General features: G+C 41.1%; 19 protein-coding genes. All 19 read left to right on the forward strand.

What is annotated here, in order from left to right; translation table 11 throughout:
• Positions 1 to 115 precede the first annotated feature (115 nt).
• The 19 genes from DV702_RS03340 to folE all read left to right on the forward strand — a co-directional run bounded on the left by DV702_RS03340 (position 116) and on the right by folE (position 18,320).
• The gene (locus DV702_RS03340; RefSeq protein ID WP_162805701.1) at positions 116 to 1,150 is read left to right on the forward strand and encodes a YpbB family protein; all 1,035 of its coding nucleotides are present in this window, start codon (positions 116 to 118) and stop codon (positions 1,148 to 1,150) included.
• Entirely contained in the window at positions 1,150 to 2,586 is a 1,437-nt protein-coding gene (locus DV702_RS03345; RefSeq protein WP_114923466.1) for a RecQ family ATP-dependent DNA helicase, read from the forward strand. Before DV702_RS03340 ends, DV702_RS03345 begins: the two co-directional genes overlap by 1 nt.
• A gap of 144 nt (positions 2,587 to 2,730) precedes the next feature.
• Entirely contained in the window at positions 2,731 to 3,033 is a 303-nt protein-coding gene (locus tag DV702_RS03350; protein WP_114923467.1) for a hypothetical protein, read from the forward strand.
• Between the two features lie 79 nt (positions 3,034 to 3,112).
• A complete protein-coding gene (locus DV702_RS03355; RefSeq protein WP_114923468.1) occupies positions 3,113 to 3,868 on the forward strand; it encodes a metallophosphoesterase in 756 nt (251 codons plus the stop codon).
• A gap of 22 nt (positions 3,869 to 3,890) precedes the next feature.
• A complete protein-coding gene (locus tag DV702_RS03360) occupies positions 3,891 to 4,853 on the forward strand; it encodes a YpdA family putative bacillithiol disulfide reductase (RefSeq protein WP_114923469.1) in 963 nt (320 codons plus the stop codon).
• Positions 4,854 to 4,938: 85 nt separating this feature from the next.
• Positions 4,939 to 5,631 carry a glutamic-type intramembrane protease PrsW gene (prsW, locus tag DV702_RS03365; protein WP_114923470.1) on the forward strand — a complete coding sequence of 231 codons (693 nt, stop codon included), beginning with the start codon at positions 4,939 to 4,941 and terminating at the stop codon, positions 5,629 to 5,631.
• A gap of 1,045 nt (positions 5,632 to 6,676) precedes the next feature.
• Positions 6,677 to 7,462: a spore cortex-lytic enzyme gene (sleB, locus tag DV702_RS03370; RefSeq protein WP_114923471.1), complete on the forward strand. Its 786-nt coding sequence runs from the start codon at positions 6,677 to 6,679 to the stop codon at positions 7,460 to 7,462.
• Positions 7,463 to 7,491: 29 nt separating this feature from the next.
• Positions 7,492 to 8,766, forward strand: a complete 1,275-nt coding sequence (locus tag DV702_RS03375) for a PepSY1/2 domain-containing protein (protein ID WP_240315717.1) — start codon at positions 7,492 to 7,494, stop codon at positions 8,764 to 8,766.
• 119 nt (positions 8,767 to 8,885) lie between these two features.
• Positions 8,886 to 9,527 (forward strand): flagellar brake protein, encoded by a 642-nt coding sequence (locus DV702_RS03380; RefSeq protein ID WP_114923473.1) that lies wholly within the window; start codon positions 8,886 to 8,888, stop codon positions 9,525 to 9,527.
• Between the two features lie 74 nt (positions 9,528 to 9,601).
• Positions 9,602 to 10,279 carry a (d)CMP kinase gene (gene cmk / locus DV702_RS03385; RefSeq protein ID WP_114923474.1) on the forward strand — a complete coding sequence of 226 codons (678 nt, stop codon included), beginning with the start codon at positions 9,602 to 9,604 and terminating at the stop codon, positions 10,277 to 10,279.
• The gene (locus DV702_RS03390; protein ID WP_114923475.1) at positions 10,276 to 10,860 is read left to right on the forward strand and encodes a lysophospholipid acyltransferase family protein; all 585 of its coding nucleotides are present in this window, start codon (positions 10,276 to 10,278) and stop codon (positions 10,858 to 10,860) included. The genes cmk and DV702_RS03390 overlap by 4 nt, the downstream gene beginning before the upstream one ends.
• 80 nt (positions 10,861 to 10,940) lie before the next feature.
• Positions 10,941 to 12,092: a 30S ribosomal protein S1 gene (gene rpsA, locus DV702_RS03395; protein ID WP_114923476.1), complete on the forward strand. Its 1,152-nt coding sequence runs from the start codon at positions 10,941 to 10,943 to the stop codon at positions 12,090 to 12,092.
• A 128-nt stretch (positions 12,093 to 12,220) separates the two neighbouring features.
• Positions 12,221 to 13,531, forward strand: coding sequence for a ribosome biogenesis GTPase Der (gene der / locus DV702_RS03400; RefSeq protein ID WP_114925819.1), 1,311 nt, complete (start codon positions 12,221 to 12,223; stop codon positions 13,529 to 13,531).
• A gap of 25 nt (positions 13,532 to 13,556) precedes the next feature.
• Positions 13,557 to 14,579, forward strand: coding sequence for an NAD(P)H-dependent glycerol-3-phosphate dehydrogenase (locus tag DV702_RS03405; protein ID WP_114923477.1), 1,023 nt, complete (start codon positions 13,557 to 13,559; stop codon positions 14,577 to 14,579).
• Positions 14,580 to 14,591: 12 nt separating this feature from the next.
• Positions 14,592 to 14,804 carry a DUF2768 domain-containing protein gene (locus DV702_RS03410; protein WP_371682723.1) on the forward strand — a complete coding sequence of 71 codons (213 nt, stop codon included), beginning with the start codon at positions 14,592 to 14,594 and terminating at the stop codon, positions 14,802 to 14,804.
• A 3-nt stretch (positions 14,805 to 14,807) separates the two neighbouring features.
• Positions 14,808 to 15,518 (forward strand): hypothetical protein, encoded by a 711-nt coding sequence (locus DV702_RS03415; protein ID WP_114923478.1) that lies wholly within the window; start codon positions 14,808 to 14,810, stop codon positions 15,516 to 15,518.
• Positions 15,519 to 15,626: 108 nt separating this feature from the next.
• Positions 15,627 to 17,105 (forward strand): stage IV sporulation protein A, encoded by a 1,479-nt coding sequence (gene spoIVA / locus DV702_RS03420; protein ID WP_114923479.1) that lies wholly within the window; start codon positions 15,627 to 15,629, stop codon positions 17,103 to 17,105.
• A gap of 196 nt (positions 17,106 to 17,301) precedes the next feature.
• Positions 17,302 to 17,574 (forward strand): HU family DNA-binding protein, encoded by a 273-nt coding sequence (locus tag DV702_RS03425; RefSeq protein ID WP_037561579.1) that lies wholly within the window; start codon positions 17,302 to 17,304, stop codon positions 17,572 to 17,574.
• 176 nt (positions 17,575 to 17,750) lie between these two features.
• Positions 17,751 to 18,320, forward strand: a complete 570-nt coding sequence (folE, locus tag DV702_RS03430; protein WP_114923480.1) for a GTP cyclohydrolase I FolE — start codon at positions 17,751 to 17,753, stop codon at positions 18,318 to 18,320.
• The last annotated feature ends 18 nt before the right edge of the window (positions 18,321 to 18,338 follow it).

Below are 18,338 nucleotides of genomic sequence, written 5' to 3' on the forward strand. Positions count from 1 at the left end.
TCTTTCTCCCTTCTTCCTTTCACTATTCACACAACCTATTTGTATCTACTCTATTCTAAAGCTGTTTTCATCACTTTTCAACAATAAAACTTTATTTCTTCAGGAGGGCATGCAATTGACTTTTGAATCCATTCTATTATCTATGTTTCAGCGCATAACTGGTGAACGATCTGCACAAGGTGTGTATTATATTTTGCGGGGGAAACGATCGGGTCAAACATTACAGGATATCGAATATTATCAATTAAAATCATTCTATTCTTTATTGCCGAATCTTTCGATGACTAATTTTCAGCAAGCTATTGATCGATTAGCAACGGAAGGATTTATCTATTTTAAAGACCAGATAGTGTATATAACGAAAAAAGGAAAGGAGAGCGCTGAACGTAATGACTGGCGCTTCAACGGTTGGGAGTATCGTGGAAAAGAAAGAGAGTTCGGCAAACGTTTGGCACTCGTCGTTCAAACGCTATCCCATGTAAGAGTAGGGGAGAAGATGTTTATGCCAATACAAAAAGAATTACCTGTTCAACAATTCGTAAAAGAGTTTCTACGTCGAGAGCTACGTCCGATGAGTGAATTATCGAGTATGTTAGGTAGTGAACTAGAAAGAGCGATGGATCAGACAGGCTTAACAGAAGTGCAATGTACCATTTTCACCTGTCGGCTAACGGGTTATGGATTTACCGCTTTTACTTGGGAACAATTAGCAGAGCAACTGAAAGTACCTAACACATCAATTCAATTAATGTATTTAGAAAGTTTACATATCGTACTTGATTTTATTAATGACCGATCAGAATTTCCGTTGCTGAATCACTTGGCGACCGGCTGTCGAGTCGACACGTATTTGACACATTCTGCAGAGCGAACAAGAAAGTTATTTGAACATGGGTACACTATCGAGCAAATATCTTCATTACGACAATTGAAAGTTAGTACGATAGAAGATCATTTTGTGGAAATGGCGGCTAATATGAAATTTTTTCCATTCGAGACGTTCGTTAGTCAGGAACAAATTGATGAGGTGTGGCGTCAAATAGAACAACTGCAGACAAAACGTTTACGTCGATTAAAAGAGCAATGCGATGAGTTAACTTATTTTCAATTACGGTTAATTATCATCCACGGAAAGCGGGTGAATAGCTGATGAATCTTCAAGAAATTTTATATCAACGATTCGGCTATGAATCCTTTCGTCCAGGTCAACAAGAAGTAATCGAGCAACTCGTCGCTGGCAATGATACACTTGCTATCTTTCCAACGGGTCTTGGGAAGTCTCTTTGCTATCAATTACCGGCATACATAATAGAAGGAGCTGTTATTGTCATCTCTCCTCTCGTCGCATTGATGGAAGATCAAGTGGCGAATTTGCGTAAACATAAAGAAAAGCGTGTCGTCGCAATTAATTCGTTTTTGTCGAAACAGGAAAAAGACTTGGCATTCAATACATTAAATCGGTATAAATTCATTTTTTTGTCTCCCGAAATGCTTATGCAACCGAATGTTCAGTGCATGATCGAGCAACTACATATCGCTTTTTTTGTAGTAGATGAGGCGCACTGTATTTCGGAGTGGGGATTTGATTTCAGGCCTGATTATTTACGTTTAAAAGACTTTTTTCAAGAAGACGATCGTCCGGCCATTTTAGCATTAACAGCGACAGCTGATGAAAAAGTAGTTTCTGATATCACTTCCTACTTACATATGAATGAGCCTCACATCGAGCGTCAGCCAATGGACCGACCCGCTATTTCCTATCGTGTATTACATGTAGATCATGAGCGTGAAAAGACAGAGTGGATTATTGATCGTTTATCTACGACGATCGGACCGGGCGTTATTTATGTAGCTTCAAGAAAGCGAGCGGATGAACTGGCAGCCATTATTCGTGAACATACTATTCGTGTGGCGAGTTATCACGGTGGCAAAGAACAGGACGAACGATCGATCATTCAAGAGCAATTTGTTCAAGGAGAGTTAGATTGGATTTGTGCAACTAATGCTTTTGGTATGGGCATTCATAAAGACAATATTAGACAAATTATTCATGAACATATACCCGCAACACCCTCTGCTTATATTCAAGAAGTAGGTCGTGCGGGACGTGATGGTGGTAACGCTGTAGCTACGTTACTCTACAGTGAACGAGATATTCAAAAAGTGAAATTTATCGTCTATGAAGACCTGCCTGACGAACAGCAGATTCGTTATTACCGTTCCTTACTTCAAATGGGCACGACAGTGGAACTTGCTGCGGAACAAGCGGGATTGACGGAAGTAGCTTCGAGATTGTTAGACTATTACTTTGAACAATTTAATGAACATCAAGTCATTCGGCAAATTAGACAAATATATGACGCGAAAGAGAAGCAGATTGCAGAAATGGAAACGTATGTGAAAAGTGATAGTTGTTTGCGTCAACAGCTTTTGCAGTACTTTGGAGAAACGTCTGAGACGATCTCAACAAATTGTTGTTCAAACTGCGGGAATCTAAGTGAAGATTGGTTGATACGAAGAGAAAGTGAAGAGCAAACGACAAAAGTCTTGCGTTGGCGAGAAAGATTACAACTTCTACTAGGATAAGGTCACTATGTATATTTACTTTTGAGGAAGTATTCGGCATAATAAGACTATAAATAGAATGGTTTCTATTACTTAAGGGTATAAGAAATAGAAAACTTCATATACTGGTAGTTACTATTATGAGATGTGAAGGAGTAGTTGAAATTGAGTAGAACTGAGTATGAATTAGAATTCGAAAAACATCGTCGAGAGATACCTGAGAAAGAAGGGTACATGCCTTCAAGGACGGAAATTCACGGTAAGAAAAAGGAAAGTCCGCAAAATCCAATGAAGCTAATTACAATTTTTCTTGCGATTTTCACTTTGATTCCACTACTCTTTTTACTATACGTTTTAACTGGTTTATTTTCGCCTTCTATTTCAGAAAAAGTGCCTGTGGAAATGACTGAAGTGTCTTTGCACGAGATCATATTACCGAGCGAGCATCAATTTTTGGATTTTACGTGACAGTTGATATAATGAATAAGTATGTATACTACTAAAAGAGCAAAGTGAATACTTTGCTTTTTTCTATGGGAGTTGGCTCATGAAAAGACTATTTTTAACCGTATTCCTAGCGGCTTGCAGCGTGCTTACTTATATGTTTGCATTAGCCCATCGAAATCGGCTAATGACACATAGCGTGTCGATAAAGGAAGGCGCAACCGAAAAGTTAACCGTATTCTTTATATCAGATATTCATAGGCGACGTTTGGCGAAAAGACTCATTAAACAACTGGCAAATAGATCTATTCATGCAGTCATTGTTGGTGGCGACATGGCAGAAAGTGGTGTGCCCGTAGCGCGTGTGAGAAGAAATATGCAAATGCTGGCTACTGTTGGACCGCTGTACTATATATTTGGAAATAACGATCATGAAATAGGAACAGAAAACGTCGTGAAGATTATAGAAGATGTAGGTGGCAGAGTATTAGTTGATCAGACAGCCCCTATCCCACTGCATCCTAAATGGGGAATGTGTGGCCTTGAAGATCCTACTAACGGCACGGTAAATATAGAACAGGCGATTATTTCGACTGAAGGCTATGAGTATACGATTCTGGCTGTTCACAATCCCGCTTTATTCCGTAAAATAGCAGACCGTCTGCAACCTGAAATTATGCTCGCTGGTCATACGCACGGTGGTCAAATTCGATTAGGAAAATGGGGCTTGCAAGAGTTGGGAGAATTTCTGTATACCGAAACAGGAGCCCAATTAATTAGTAACGGCTACGGTACAACGATGGTGCCGCTGCGTCTAGGAGCAAAGCCAGAATGTCATGTAGTGGAAATTCACTACTAAAGAAATAAGGAGAGTTGATTGTATGCATACTGTTGATGCAGTAATTGTTGGTGGTGGGCCCTGTGGTTTGTCCGCTGCAATTGAATTGCAAAATATCGGTTTATCCGTAGTAGTTATCGAAAAAGGGAATATCGTTCATTCGATTTACAACTACCCTACCCATCAAACGTTTTTTAGTTCGAGTATGAAGTTATCGATTGGCAACACACCTTTCATCACAGCTATCGACAAACCGAAGCGTAATGACGCGCTTGTCTATTATCGAACAGTAGCCCAATTGGAGAAATTGCGCATTCATAGCCATGAAAGAGTGGAAGATGTAATAAAAAAGCGAGATCATTTCATCATTCATACAGAAAAAACGACGTATGAAGCGAAGTACGTAGTCATCTCAACGGGTTATTACGACCAACCTAATCGTCTAGATGTACCAGGAGAAGAATTGCCGCACGTTTATCACTATTTTAAAGAAGCACATCCTTATTTCAATAAAAATATTACGGTAATAGGAGGTAAAAACTCGGCTATCGATGCTGCGTTGGAATTGCACCGGGCGAGCGCTCATGTTTCTGTCGTGTATCGTAACGAAACCTATTCTAAAAGTATTAAACCGTGGATTTTACCGGGATTTGACAGCTTGGTGCGAAACGGTGAAATTGAGATGTTTTTTAATACAGACGTAACCGAGATTACCGAAACAGCAGTAACGGTTAACCAGCAAGGAAATGTCTTTGATCTGCCGAGCGATTACGTTTTTGCGATGATCGGCTACCATCCAGATCATGCATTTTTAAGAAAAATAGGTATTCAAATCGATGAACAATCGGGACGTCCTTTATTCAATGAAGAAACAATGGAGACGACTATCGATCATTTGTATATAGCAGGTGTGATTGCGGCAGGAAATAATGCCAATGAAATATTTATAGAAAATGGGCGTTTCCATGGTGGAATGATTGCCCGTTCAATAAAGAATATAGACTGAAACAAAAACCGTTTGTCAGGTGCAGGCGGTTTTTTGTCGTATACTGATGAGAATGGTATACTAGCGTCAAAAGGAGGCGCAACCTATGTTCATATTGTTAACTGTAGCGATTGCGCCGGGTTTAGCGCTTTTTAGTTACTTATACCTTAGGAAGCAAATGGCAAAAGAGCCGTCGCGCGCATTGTTCCATGCCTTTATTTACGGTGCGATTATGACGTTCCCTATCCTGTTTATTCAACATGTATTTGAAGAGGAACATGTGTTTGCTAATGAATTTCTACGTAATACTTTATTTACCAGCAGTTTAGAAGAGTTTTTTAAATGGATTATTATTTTCATTCTTATTTATAAGACGATAGAATTTGAAGATGCGTATGATGGTATTTTATATGGGGCTAGCGTATCTCTTGGGTTTGCTACAGTTGAAAATATTTTATATTTGCTTGCTTTTGGTCTCGACACGGCATTTATTCGAGCGTTACTTCCTGTATCGAGCCATGCGTTATTTGGCGTCGTGATGGGTTATTATTTCGGCAAAGCGAAGTTTTCAGCGGTTGGCGAACGAGGGCGATGGATTTGGATAGCTTTTTTAGCTCCTTTTATCCTTCATGCGTTGTATAATGCCATTTTATTTTTATATGATTATTGGTTATATTTAATGATTCCTTTCATGCTGTTCTTATGGTGGTTTGGATTGACGCGCGTGAAATATGCCCATACGTTTGCGATGCAACAATTTAGGAAAAAAACACATACTAAGTCTGAGAAATCTGTTTGACGAGTAGTTGTAGAGATAGTGTACGTGTTAGGAGTCGCCGGTTCTTCCGGGAGAATTCTTGAGTTTTTGTTGGGGAAGGCAGTTTGTGTTCGTTCAGAAATAGAGTATGGTAAGTTACTTCTCCAGTGTGGTGCAGAAAAATAGTGTACGTGCTAGGATTCTCCCTACAGAACCGGACGCTTTCCTGAGGGCACGCGGCGGACTCGCCAGAAGTTCTTTGGCGATTACGCCTGTCGTGCTGATCCTCCAGGAGTCGCCGGTTCTTCCGGGAGAATCCTTGAGTTTTTGTCGGGAAGTTAGTTAGTGTTCGTCCAGAAATTGGAGTAGGGTAAGTGACTCTTCTTTTGTGGTGTAGCAAAATAGTATGCGTGTAGGATTCTCCCTACAGAACCGGACGCTTTCCTGAGGGGGCGCGGCGGACTCGCCAAAAGTGCGTGGCGATTACGCCTGTCACCCTGATCCTCCAGGAGTCGCCGGTTCTTTCGGGAGAATCCTTGAGGTTGTGTCTGCAAGTCAGTTCGTGTTCGTCCAGAAAAAAAGTATGGTAAGTTACGCTTCCTCGACAATGTGGGTGAAGCTTTAGATTGCCTGATTGATTGCTTATAGGGTCACTTCTTTTTTCACTCAGTTCATCGAAGCAGTCATAGTAGCTGATAATACTTCACCACTATCTAACTTCAAAAGCGGTCGCATGGTATCAGACAAGTCTACTTGGTTTTAGCCCTCTACAAAGAGGGATCAAACTGTGCGAGAAGGAGCACATCTTTGCATTTGACAGGCGGCTCCCCGGAAAGCGTATCTTCTGGAAGCGCAAGCCGCAAGACAATCCAAGTCAGCCTCACTCCATCCGATCGACATTGTAAAAATCAGTTGTAACTAAATGAATGAGAGAATTATACATAATATGATCACTCAATAGGTTTGGTTCCATTACGCACTTTACTTGAAATCCATCTAAAATTAGATGGATTTTTTATTTTGTCTTATAAATTTTGTTATATTGGACAAACTAGAAAAAAGCGGAGAAATTTGGAGGTGGACTTTGATGAGGCGAGAGTTCCCACGCGTGCTGTTCGTCATAGCGGCAAGTGTAATCATCGGTTTTTTCTTTGTCAGTCAGAGTGAGGCGTTTAGTGGAAGGGATTTAGCTAAAGGTGCTAAAGGGGACGATGTAATTGAATTGCAAGCAAGACTTCAATATGTGGGGTTTTATCACGGCACAATTGATGGGAATTTTGGTTACGGTACGTACTGGGCATTGCGAAATTTTCAGGAACAGTACGGCCTGCCAGTAGATGGGGTAGCTGGCAAAGGGACGAAAAAAAAGTTGTCGGGTGTTTCTGATTATGATGAAAAATATGTTCAAGGACAAATTGCGAAAGGCAATAAATTTACGTATTACGGTGGGCAGCCGCTTGCAGGACAAGTGAAGAAAGGGAATCAGCCGCAGAAGCAAATGCAGGCGCCGTCGAAATATACAGATCAGGATATAAATTTATTAGCTAATGCGGTGTATGGAGAGTCGCGTGGCGAACCGTATGAAGGTCAAGTGGCGGTAGCAGCAGTCATATTGAATCGAGTCGAACATCCCGATTTTCCAGACTCTATCGGTGGCGTCGTGTTCCAGCCGGGTGCATTTACAGCGGTGGCTGACGGACAGATTTGGCTCACTCCGAATGAACGTGCAAAAGAAGCAGTCATTGATGCGATCAACGGATGGGATCCGTCTGAAAATGCTATTTATTATTTCAACCCCATTACCGCAACGAGTAAATGGATTTGGTCCAGACCGCAAATTAAGAAGATTGGTTTGCACATCTTCTGCCATTAATTGAAAGGAGGGTGAATCAGTTGAAGAAGATGGTCTTTTTCTTAACGTATTCATTTATTGTGTTAGGTATTTATACATTTGGTATTGCGCGTGAGAATGACCAGTTGTCTATTGCGCTTACGACCCAATATTCTAACAGTATTTCGGATGCAACACAAAAGTTAGGGGAATTAGAAGATGCGGTGAAAAAGTCTTTATTATTTGAAGATCCGAAGAGTACGGCGAAAGAGCGGGAAGATATTTGGCGATTATCCTCCGATATTAAGGCGTCCATCGCAACTTTACCTGTAGATGAAAGTTTTTCGACATCTTGGATGAATTACTTAGGTCGTTTAGGCAATTATGCAAAAGAATCGACGGAACAAGGGAATGCCGATGAGTATTATGGGGTGATATCCCGTGCAGCAAGCAATTTAGGCGAACTATCAAACGAATGGCAAGTGGCAACGAAAGATATACTATCCGGCCGAATGACTATTGGACACTGGGAAAACAAATTACGTGATTCCCCTGACGGAAAGGCAAATTGGAGTAAGTTAGGGCAAACGGTGATGGAATATACAGAAACGGTATTCCCGTTAACGGCGAGCGAATCAGATGCGCAAAAGAAAAAAGAACTTCGCGCTCTAAAAGAAGATAAAATAGTTGAAGAAGAAGCAATTGATAAATTTAAGCAGTTGTTCCCGAGCGTATCCAATGACTTGATTGTTGTCGATAAAAGCAGGAAAGGATCTCCCTACCCCTTTTATCATCTGCGGTTTGCTGAAAACTCTGCGATCGGTTATATCGATATTACGCAAAGAGGCGGACATGTGTTATCTTATTTAGTCGAGCGGCGTATGTCAAAACCTGTTAAAAGTTATGAAGAACTTGAACAGCTGGCCGAACAATTTCTCAAGCAGGCGGATTATACGGACTTAGTATTAGAAGAAGCGAGAGAAAATGATACAGCCTGGCATTTTGTTTTTGTTCGTGTACATCCTGAAAATGGCGCAAAAGTATTTTCTGATCCTATTCACTTGAAGATGGCCAAAGACAATGGGGAAGTATTAGGATTAAATGCTTCGGAATATATACGCAAAGAACAAGTGGCCTCTCAACCTATCCGGAAAATAGACTGGTCTCAATTTTTCAGGCCTGACGTAGAAGTAATGGATGAACAACTGGCTTATGTAGAAAATAGTCAAATGCAGCAACGCCTAGCACATTATTTGACAGTCGTTTCTGATAAAGAAAAATTAGAGACATATAAAATTCTTGTCGATACAGATACTCAGGAAGTCATTACAACCGAAAAACAGTAATATGTGCACATACTCCGTCACAACTTGAAGAAAGTATATGAACATCAGTTAAAAATAGATTGGAAAAGTCTTCCCTGCATGACATAATAGATTCATTAAAGCTATTGGCAGGTGGAAAGATGAGACTAACTATTGGGACAATACTAACACTTGAAAAAGACTATACAGAGGAATCGGAAAAATTCAAATCTCGTGTAGTCGATATAGAAGATGACCAACACTTTATGATTGATTATCCGATCAATATGGCAACTGGAAAAACAGCATTTTTTATAGACGGTACACAATTACTCGTCACATTTGTTGATGATTATAAAATGTCTTTCGCCTTTAGGACAGAAGTGCATAGCCGAATGAATCGAACTATTCCTATGCTGAAATTGACGTATCCTGGCGATAAAGAATTGATTAAAATTCAAAGAAGAGAATTTGTGCGTGTAGATACATCGCTTGATGTGGCGGTGGAATCTGAAGACGAATCACTGCAGCTTGTGTCATTGGACATAAGTGCAGGTGGATTGGCAGTTAATATGAAGAGTCATGAATTTTTTGAAGTCCAAGATGTAGTTGACTTGATGATCGTTCTTCACTTCTCAAAATCCGAAATTAAATATGTTTCTTGTAAAGCGACAGTTGTGAGAAATTGGGAAGAAGGTAAACGTCGATTAAGTTCATTTAAATTTGATACGATTGATGAAAAAGACCGTCAGCATATTATCCGCTACTGTTTTGAACGGCAGTTGGAGCTGCGAAATTCTTGAAGAAAAGTCTGGCTACAACAGACTTTTCTTTTTTTCTTATGGTACAATAAAGGCAAAATGGAGGGGTTTCTGGCATGACACGTGGAATGAGAATTGCGATCGACGGACCTGCAGCAGCGGGGAAAAGTACGATTGCTAAATTAGTAGCTAAACAACTAGGATATACGTATATCGATACAGGTGCGATGTATCGTGCGATTACTTACAAAGTACTTCAGCGCGCAGTAGATCTACAAGATGAGCGGTCTATTGCACAGCTTATTAAAAAAACAGAGATTGAACTACATCCAGGTGAACGAGTACAACAAGTTATGTTAGACGGAATAGAAGTAACAGACGTGATTCGCTCACATGAAGTGACGTCAAACGTATCGGCTATTGCGGCACTGACCTCTGTTCGGGAATTACTAGTCGCTAAACAACAAGAATTGGCGGCTAATTGTTCAGTCGTTATGGACGGTAGAGATATCGGTACTGCAGTGCTACCAGACGCTGAACTGAAAATTTTCATGACTGCATCCGTGGAAGAACGTGCACAACGCCGGTTAGCAGAAGAACAATCGCGCGGAGTAACAACAGATTATGAAACATTGAAAAGAGAAATATCTGCACGCGACCAAGCGGATAGTGCACGGGAAATTTCTCCGTTAAAAAAAGCAAAAGATGCGATTATAATTGATACAACAGGGAAAACAATAGAAGAAGTGACAAATAGTATTGTAAATTATGCCGAAAAGAGGTTATCTCAATGAATTTATACCCTTTAGGCAAATTTTTGATCAGTACTGTTTGTTATCCGCTTTACCGGATCAAAGTCATCGGCAAAGAAAAGTTTCCTTCCGAAGGGGGCGTACTGTTGTGTACGAATCATATAGACAATTTGGATCCACCGGTAGTAGGTATTACGTGCCCGAGAACTGTCCACTTTATGGCGAAAGAAGAATTGTTTACAAAACCAGTGCTAAAGACTTTGTTGCCACAAGTGCAGGCTTATCCTGTTAAACGGGGAATGAGTGATCGAGAAGCTTTTCGAACGACGATTAAGTTACTGCGTGAAGGGAAAGTAGTCGGTTTATTCCCTGAAGGTACGAGAAGCAAAACAGGAGAAATCGGGAAAGGGTTGGCAGGTGCAGGCTTCTTCGCTTTAAAAGGCGGAGATGCGAAAGTGATGCCATGTGCAATCATCGGTCCGTATAAAGCGTTTAAGCAACTGAAAGTCGTGTACGGAGATCCAATCGATATGACGCCATACCGCGAAAGAAAGGCTTCGGCTGAAGAAGTAACAGACGCAATTATGGCTGAGATAAAAAAGTTAATAGAGCAACATAAATAAAAGAATAAGTGCAATTTTTTGTTTTTGTGTGTAGATTCGAATACTATAGAGATAAGATTCATTATGGAGGAGGACTACATATGACTGAAGAGATGAATATGGATGAAGTAAAAGCGTATGGTGAAGGTGATCACGTGACAGGTGTAGTGACGAAGGTTGAAGAGAAATCGGTGACTGTTGAAATAGCAGGCGCTCCTTTTGACGGCGTGATTCCGATCAGTGAACTTTCAAGCTTGCATATTGAAAAAGCAGCCGATGCAGTCTCAATCGGCGACGAACTACAACTAGCAATAACAAAAGTGGAAGACGATGCATATGTACTATCTAAGCGCCAAGTAGACGCGGAGAATGCATGGGATTCTTTGACTGAGCAATACGAAAACGGAACAATCATTGAAACAGAAGTGAAAGACGTAGTTAAAGGCGGACTCGTTGTAGATTTAGGTGTTCGTGGATTTATCCCGGCTTCACTTGTAGAAGACCATTTTGTTGAGTCATTCGATGATTATAAAGGACGTACGATGACATTCAAGATTGTCGAAATGGATCAAGAAAAGAATCGTCTAATCCTTTCACACCGTGCAGTTGTTCAAGCACAAAATGAAAAGAAAAAAGAAGAAGCGTTGGCGACTATTCAAGAAGGAGATATTCTTGACGGGACTGTACAACGAATCGCTTCATTCGGTGCATTTGTTGACATCGGTGGAGTAGATGGACTTGTGCACATTTCTCAAATCGCCCACGGCCATATAGAAAGTGTTTCGGATGTCTTAAAAGAAGGCGACGAGATTAAGGTGAAAGTCTTGTCTGTTGACCGTGACGCAGAGCGTGTATCGTTATCGATCAAAGATACATTGCCTGGACCATGGGAGAACATTGAAGAGAAGGCACCAGTAGATTCAGTATTAGAAGGTACTGTGAAGCGTTTAGTCGCTTACGGTGCATTTGTTGAAATTTTCCCTGGTGTAGAAGGTCTAGTCCACATTTCTCGAATCGCTCATGAACATATCGGGACACCGCAAGAAGTGTTAACAGAAGGTCAAACCGTTCAAGTGAAAGTGCTTGACGTAAATCCTCAAGAAAAGCGCATTTCGTTAAGCATCAAAGATCTTCTTGAGAAACCTGCAGAAACACGTAGCGAAGATAACTTCAGCTATGAGCTTCCGGAAGAAACAACAGGCTTCTCATTTGGTGATGTAATCGGTGATCAGTTGAAAAAATTCAAAGAATAATTCGGAATGTGATCAACTAGCAACAACTTATAGAAGAAGTACCTTTGGAATGATGATGCTTTCATATGCATCATCATTCTTTTTGTGTATAATATTCAAAGATAGGTCGGAAGGGTGTATTGAAAGAAATGAAAAAACCAACAGTAGCAATAGTAGGAAGACCAAACGTAGGGAAATCTACAATCTTTAACCGTATTGTAGGTGAACGTATTTCCATCGTAGAAGATGTCTCGGGTGTGACACGAGATCGTATTTACAGTTCAGCAGAATGGCTGAATTATGAATTCAACTTAATTGACACAGGTGGAATTGATATAAGTGATGAGCCACTACTAGAACAAATACGTATGCAGGCAGAAATCGCGATTGATGAAGCGGATGCGATCATCTTTTTGACGAACGGCAGAGATGGTGTAACAGACGCTGATGAACAAGTGGCGAGAATGCTCTACAAAACAAAGAAGCCTGTCGTGTTGGCGGTAAATAAGGTAGACAATCCTGAAATGAAAGAAATGATTTATGATTTCTATTCACTCGGTTTTGGCGAACCTTATCCTATTTCAGGATCACACGGTCTAGGACTAGGTGATTTACTGGATGCTGTCGCTGAAAGTTTTAAGCAAATGGATTTAGAAGAAGAAGAGGATGATTCCATTAAATTCTGTTTAATTGGACGTCCAAATGTTGGTAAATCTTCCCTTGTGAACGCATTGCTAGGTGAAGACCGCGTAATTGTAAGTGATATTGCGGGAACAACAACTGATGCGATTGACTCCGTGAAAGTAGTAGACGGACAAGAGTATAAGATTATCGATACAGCAGGTATGCGTAAAAAAGGTAAAGTGTATGAAAATACGGAAAAATACAGTGTGTTGCGTGCGTTAAAAGCAATTGACCGTTCAGATGTCGTGTTAATCGTACTCAATGCAGAAGAAGGTATTCGTGAGCAGGATAAACGTGTTGCCGGTTTCGCGGAAGAAGCAGGTAAAGGCGTCATGTTTGTAGTCAATAAATGGGATACGTTAGAAAAAGACGACAAAACGATGAATAATTTCATTGATGACATTCGAGATCAGTTCCGTTTCTTAGATTATGCTCCGATTCACTTTGTCTCTGCAGAAACGAAGCAACGCGTGCATACATTAATTCCAAATATCCATATGATTAGTGAAAATCATGCGCTACGTATTCAGTCTAGTGTATTAAACGAAGTAATCGAGGATGCAGTTGCAAGAAATCCGGCACCGTCTGATAAAGGTCGCCGTCTGCGTATTTATTATGCGACTCAAGTGGCTATTCAACCGCCTACTTTTGTTGTATTCGTAAACGAACCATCACTTATGCACTTCTCGTACGAACGTTTTCTGCAAAATAGATTACGTGAAGCGTTTGGGTTTGAAGGAACGCCAATCCGCTTGATCACTAGAGCAAGAAGCTAAGTATGGATTAGAAAGGGTGGAGGTAATGGAAAAGGTCTCTATAATAGGCGCAGGTAGTTGGGGAACAGCACTTAGTTTTGTGCTAGCTGAAAATGGACAGGATAGCTTACTTTGGACGAGACGTTTAGAACAAGCGAATGAAATCAATGATCAGCATACGAATAGTCACTATTTACCCAACATTTCACTGCCCGAAAACCTTACTTCAACTAATGATTTAGAAACAGCTGTCAGGCATGCGGATATTATCGTGCTCGCGGTTCCTACCATTGCGATGCGGGAAACGTGCCGAAAAATTCAAATGTTAGCAACAGAACTTAAAATATTTGTTCACGTCTCGAAGGGGATCGAGCCGGATTCATTAAAACGAATTTCAGAAATCATTGAAGAAGAAATCAAGGATGTTCACCGGGAGGCGGTAGTAGTCCTGTCGGGTCCGAGTCACGCGGAGGAAGTAGTCCTTCGTCATCCGACAACAGTGGCTGCCGCGTCCAATGATTTGTCAGCTGCAGAGCGTGTACAAGATTTATTTATGAACAATTATTTCCGCGTTTATACGAATCAGGACGTCATGGGAGTGGAGCTTGGCGGAGCGTTAAAAAATGTCATCGCGCTTGCAGCAGGTCTTTCTGATGGATTGGGTTATGGTGATAATGCAAAAGCTGCACTTATTACGCGTGGACTTGCGGAAATTACGAGACTCGGTGTACGGATGGGCGCCGACCAACAGACGTTTTCTGGATTGACGGGTTTAGGGGATTTAGTCGTGACTTGTACAAGTGTTCATTCGCGAAATTGGAAAGCGGGAAATCGCTTAGGGAAAGGCCAGTCACTCGAAAAGGTGACAGAAGAAATGGGCATGGTCATAGAAGGTGTCCGCACGACGAAAGCCGCTTATCAGTTGGCTAAACATTATGACGTCAATATGCCTCTGACAGAAGCGCTATACTCGATTCTATTTGGCAACGTACCCGCGAAGGAAGCTGTCGATCAGTTGATGAATCGTGGGAAGAAGCAAGAAATAGATATGTTCTTTGATGGTATTTAATTTACTAGGAAGGTGACAATTTTGTCCTCGTTAGATAAAATGTGGCTGTCTTTTTATGCGATGGGTTTTATGGTAATTTCCATGGGTTTAATTTATGCGAGCCGTTATAAAATAAAAAACCGTGCCATTCAAATCATTTTCGCTATTATAGCCTATACGTTATTAATCACTTCGTTCTTTGCGATGGTCTATTTAGTGTTCAATGGACCGACTGGAGGGGCTTAACTTATGAATAAACGATTACTCCTACTGTCTGTTATGGTCTGTGCTGCGGTTCTGTCGGGCTGTTTATCACGTTCGCCGGACGAGAAGCAAGCGAGTGAAACGCCGTATCCGGATCAGCTGGAAACGGTTCAAAAAGCAGTAGAGCGGTACCAAGAGCAGTCGGGTGGCTTGCTGCCGATTAAAACACGCGATATGGAAACCGATCAATACATTAAGTATCCGATCGAATTTTCCAAGATCGTTCCGGACTTTACAGAAAAAATTCCGGGCAACGCATTCGAAAATGGAGGGATTTTCCAATACGTACTCACTGACGTAGAAGAGAACCCGACAGTGAAACTCATTGATTTGCGCATTGCAGAGAAATTGCGCGATATTAACTTGCGTACGTTCATTAATGGGAAGCTGCCGTTTCTTGACGCGGTGGGTGACAATGTCTATGAAGTAGATTACAAGGAAATGGGTTTTAAAGAGCCGTTAACTGTGCAAAGCCCGTACTCCAACACACATTTGCCCATCGTTGTGGCAGGGGACGGTAATTTTTATGTAGACTATTCAATTGATCTAAACAAAATTTTGACAGAGAAACAGCCGGAAGTTGAGCCGGGTACGGATATTCGTTACTTATTATTCGAAGACTCTGCAGTTCTTCCTGCATACTCTTTACCTTACACTGTCAATGAAGAGAACGAGCCGGTCTTCATGAAAAAGTAAGTCCTGACTGTAGTTCTTCATCAGTAGTTAAAAAACGTTTTGTGCATTCATGCATGAAACGTTTTTCTGTTTCATAAGCTACTATGCGGAGAAAAAGGAGGGCTAAAGATGAAAGAAGAATTATACGAAAACTTAGCTAGAAGAACAGACGGCGACATTTATATAGGTGTGGTTGGCCCTGTTCGTGTAGGAAAATCCACTTTTGTCAAGAGAGTTATGGAAGAAGTTGTCATACCGAATATGACGGATGCCAATGATCGGATACGTGCCCAAGATGAGCTACCACAAAGTTCCCCGGGATCTGTCATTATGACGGCTGAACCTAAATTCGTGCCTGCACAAGGTACGAGCGTTTCTATCGGGGACGGGGAGCTGGCCTTTCAAATTCGTTTGGCGGACTGTGTAGGGTATGTTATTGATGGTGTGAAGGGGTATGAAGATGAGAATGGTCCGAAGTATGTCCACACACCTTGGCATAACGAACCAATTCCATTTGAAGAGGCAGCACGAATTGGAACGGATAAAGTGATTCGAGATCATTCAACGATTGGTATTTTAGTAACGACAGACGGGACTGTGAATAATATTCCGCGAGCGGCCGCAGAAGTCGCCGAAATTGAAATTGTGTCAAAATTAAAAGAAATAGGGAAACCGTTTGTTATTGTGTTGAATTCTAAAATGCCTGCTCACGAACGGACGGTGGATCTAAAACGTCAACTGCACGAAAAATATGGAGTGCCAGTAATTGCTATTAGCGCGGATCAGCTGAATGCTGCGGAGATTCAACTGATTTTAAAGGAAGCGTTGTATGAGTTTCCGATTACGGATATTGAACTTCAACGTCCTGATTGGATGGAAGAGTTAGGTGCGGATCACAAACTGAATGCACGCATCGATCATATTATCGAAGATGGTTTCTTGGGCGTTTCTAAGATTCGCAAAGTACAAGAAATCGCTGAATTACTGCAAGAAGAAGAGTTCGTGCGTCACGCTGAAGTTATTGAAGTAGATGCAGGCAAAGGAAAAGCGATTGTCAATATTGATATGGACGAACAAGCATATGTCGCGGTATGTGAAGAATTTATGGGGAGAGAAATGCGTTCAAAAAAAGATTGGCTCGTCTTCATTAAAGAAGCCGTAAAGGCAAAGAATTCGTACGATATGTATGCAGAAGCGATTGAAACTGCGAAAAAGTCCGGTTATGGAGTGGCACTGCCGTCTATTTCAGACTTCCAGCCGACAGCACCAGAACTTATTAAACAAGATACGTTCTTTGGGGTGAAAATGAAAGCGAAAGCCCCGTCGCTGCATATTATACGAATTGATATGGAAGCGGAATTTGCGCCATTGATCGGCTCTGAGTTTCATAGTCACCACTTGCTTAAAGAATTGAAAAACGCATATTTACACGATCGAGACGCATTGTGGGAAACTCAATTATTCGGTACACCATTACATGAAGTCATGAAAGAAAGTATTCGTTATAAGACAGCGGCAGTTCCTGATCGGGCGAGAAAAAGATTGAGAGAAACGATTGAACAGATGGTGAACGATGGCAATAAAGGCATGATTACATTCATTGTGTGATTATTTTATATACTCACTCTACCTAGAGAAAGATCCGTAAAGCGGGTCTTTTTTCTATTGATTTCATAAGAAAACTCTAGAAATGCCGAGAATAAAGGAAAAGCGCGATAATATTGTTGCACCGTTGTTTTTGTTATGTTACTCTTTTTACAGTGTTAACAAGCAATAGCATCCCCTTTGAGAGGAGGTGAACGGTGTGAATAAAACAGAATTAATTAACTCTGTAGCAGAAGCGGCAGGTCTAACAAAAAAAGACGCAACTAAAGCTGTTGAAGCTGTATTCGATACAATTCAATCAACTCTTGCTAACGGTGATAAAGTTCAATTGATTGGTTTCGGAAACTTCGAAGTACGTGAACGTGCTGCAAGAAAAGGACGTAACCCACAATCAGGTGAAGAAATCGAAATCGCTGCAAGTAAAGTTCCAGCTTTTAAAGCGGGTAAAGCACTAAAAGACGCAGTAAAATAATTCGAGATTTTACATAGGAGTCTGTCCAGCGAATCTGACAATCAGATGGCCATGGACGGGCTCCTTTACGTTTCGACAAAAGAATACATAATGAGCACCCTAACTGTACGGAATGTGTGGAATGTGCTACTATTTTGGTGAAATAGGTTTTGTTCCTATAAGGAGGACATGCTGAGATGAATGAGCAGAATAAAGAGAAGTTAGAACAAGCAGTCACGATGATTTTAGAAGCGATTGGAGAAGACCCTACGCGTGAAGGTTTATTAGATACACCTAAGCGTGTCGCCAAAATGTATACAGAAGTTTTTGAAGGGTTAAATAAAGATCCAAAAGAATACTTTGAAGTTGTCTTCCATGAAAATCATGATGAAGTAGTATTAGTAAAGGATATTCCGTTCTATTCGATGTGTGAACATCATTTAGTTCCTTTTTACGGTGTGGCTCATGTAGCCTATATTCCACGTGACGGAGTAGTCGCGGGTCTTAGCAAGTTGGCGAGAGCGGTAGAAACGACAGCGCGCCGTCCACAACTGCAGGAACGCATCACATCGACTGTAGCTGACGTGATGATGGAAATGCTGAACCCAATCGGTGTTTATATTATTATTGAAGCTGAACATATGTGCATGACGATGAGAGGAATTAAAAAGCCCGGTGCCAAAACCATTACGACTGTCGCAAGAGGAATCTATGAGCATGACGATGTAAAACGCGCTGAAATTCTTTCGCTCATCCGAACGAATTGAGGTCTTTGCCGAGCGCTC

The organism is Sporosarcina sp. PTS2304, assembly GCF_003351785.1.
In the GTDB taxonomy this organism is placed as follows: Bacteria; Bacillota; Bacilli; order Bacillales_A; family Planococcaceae; genus Sporosarcina.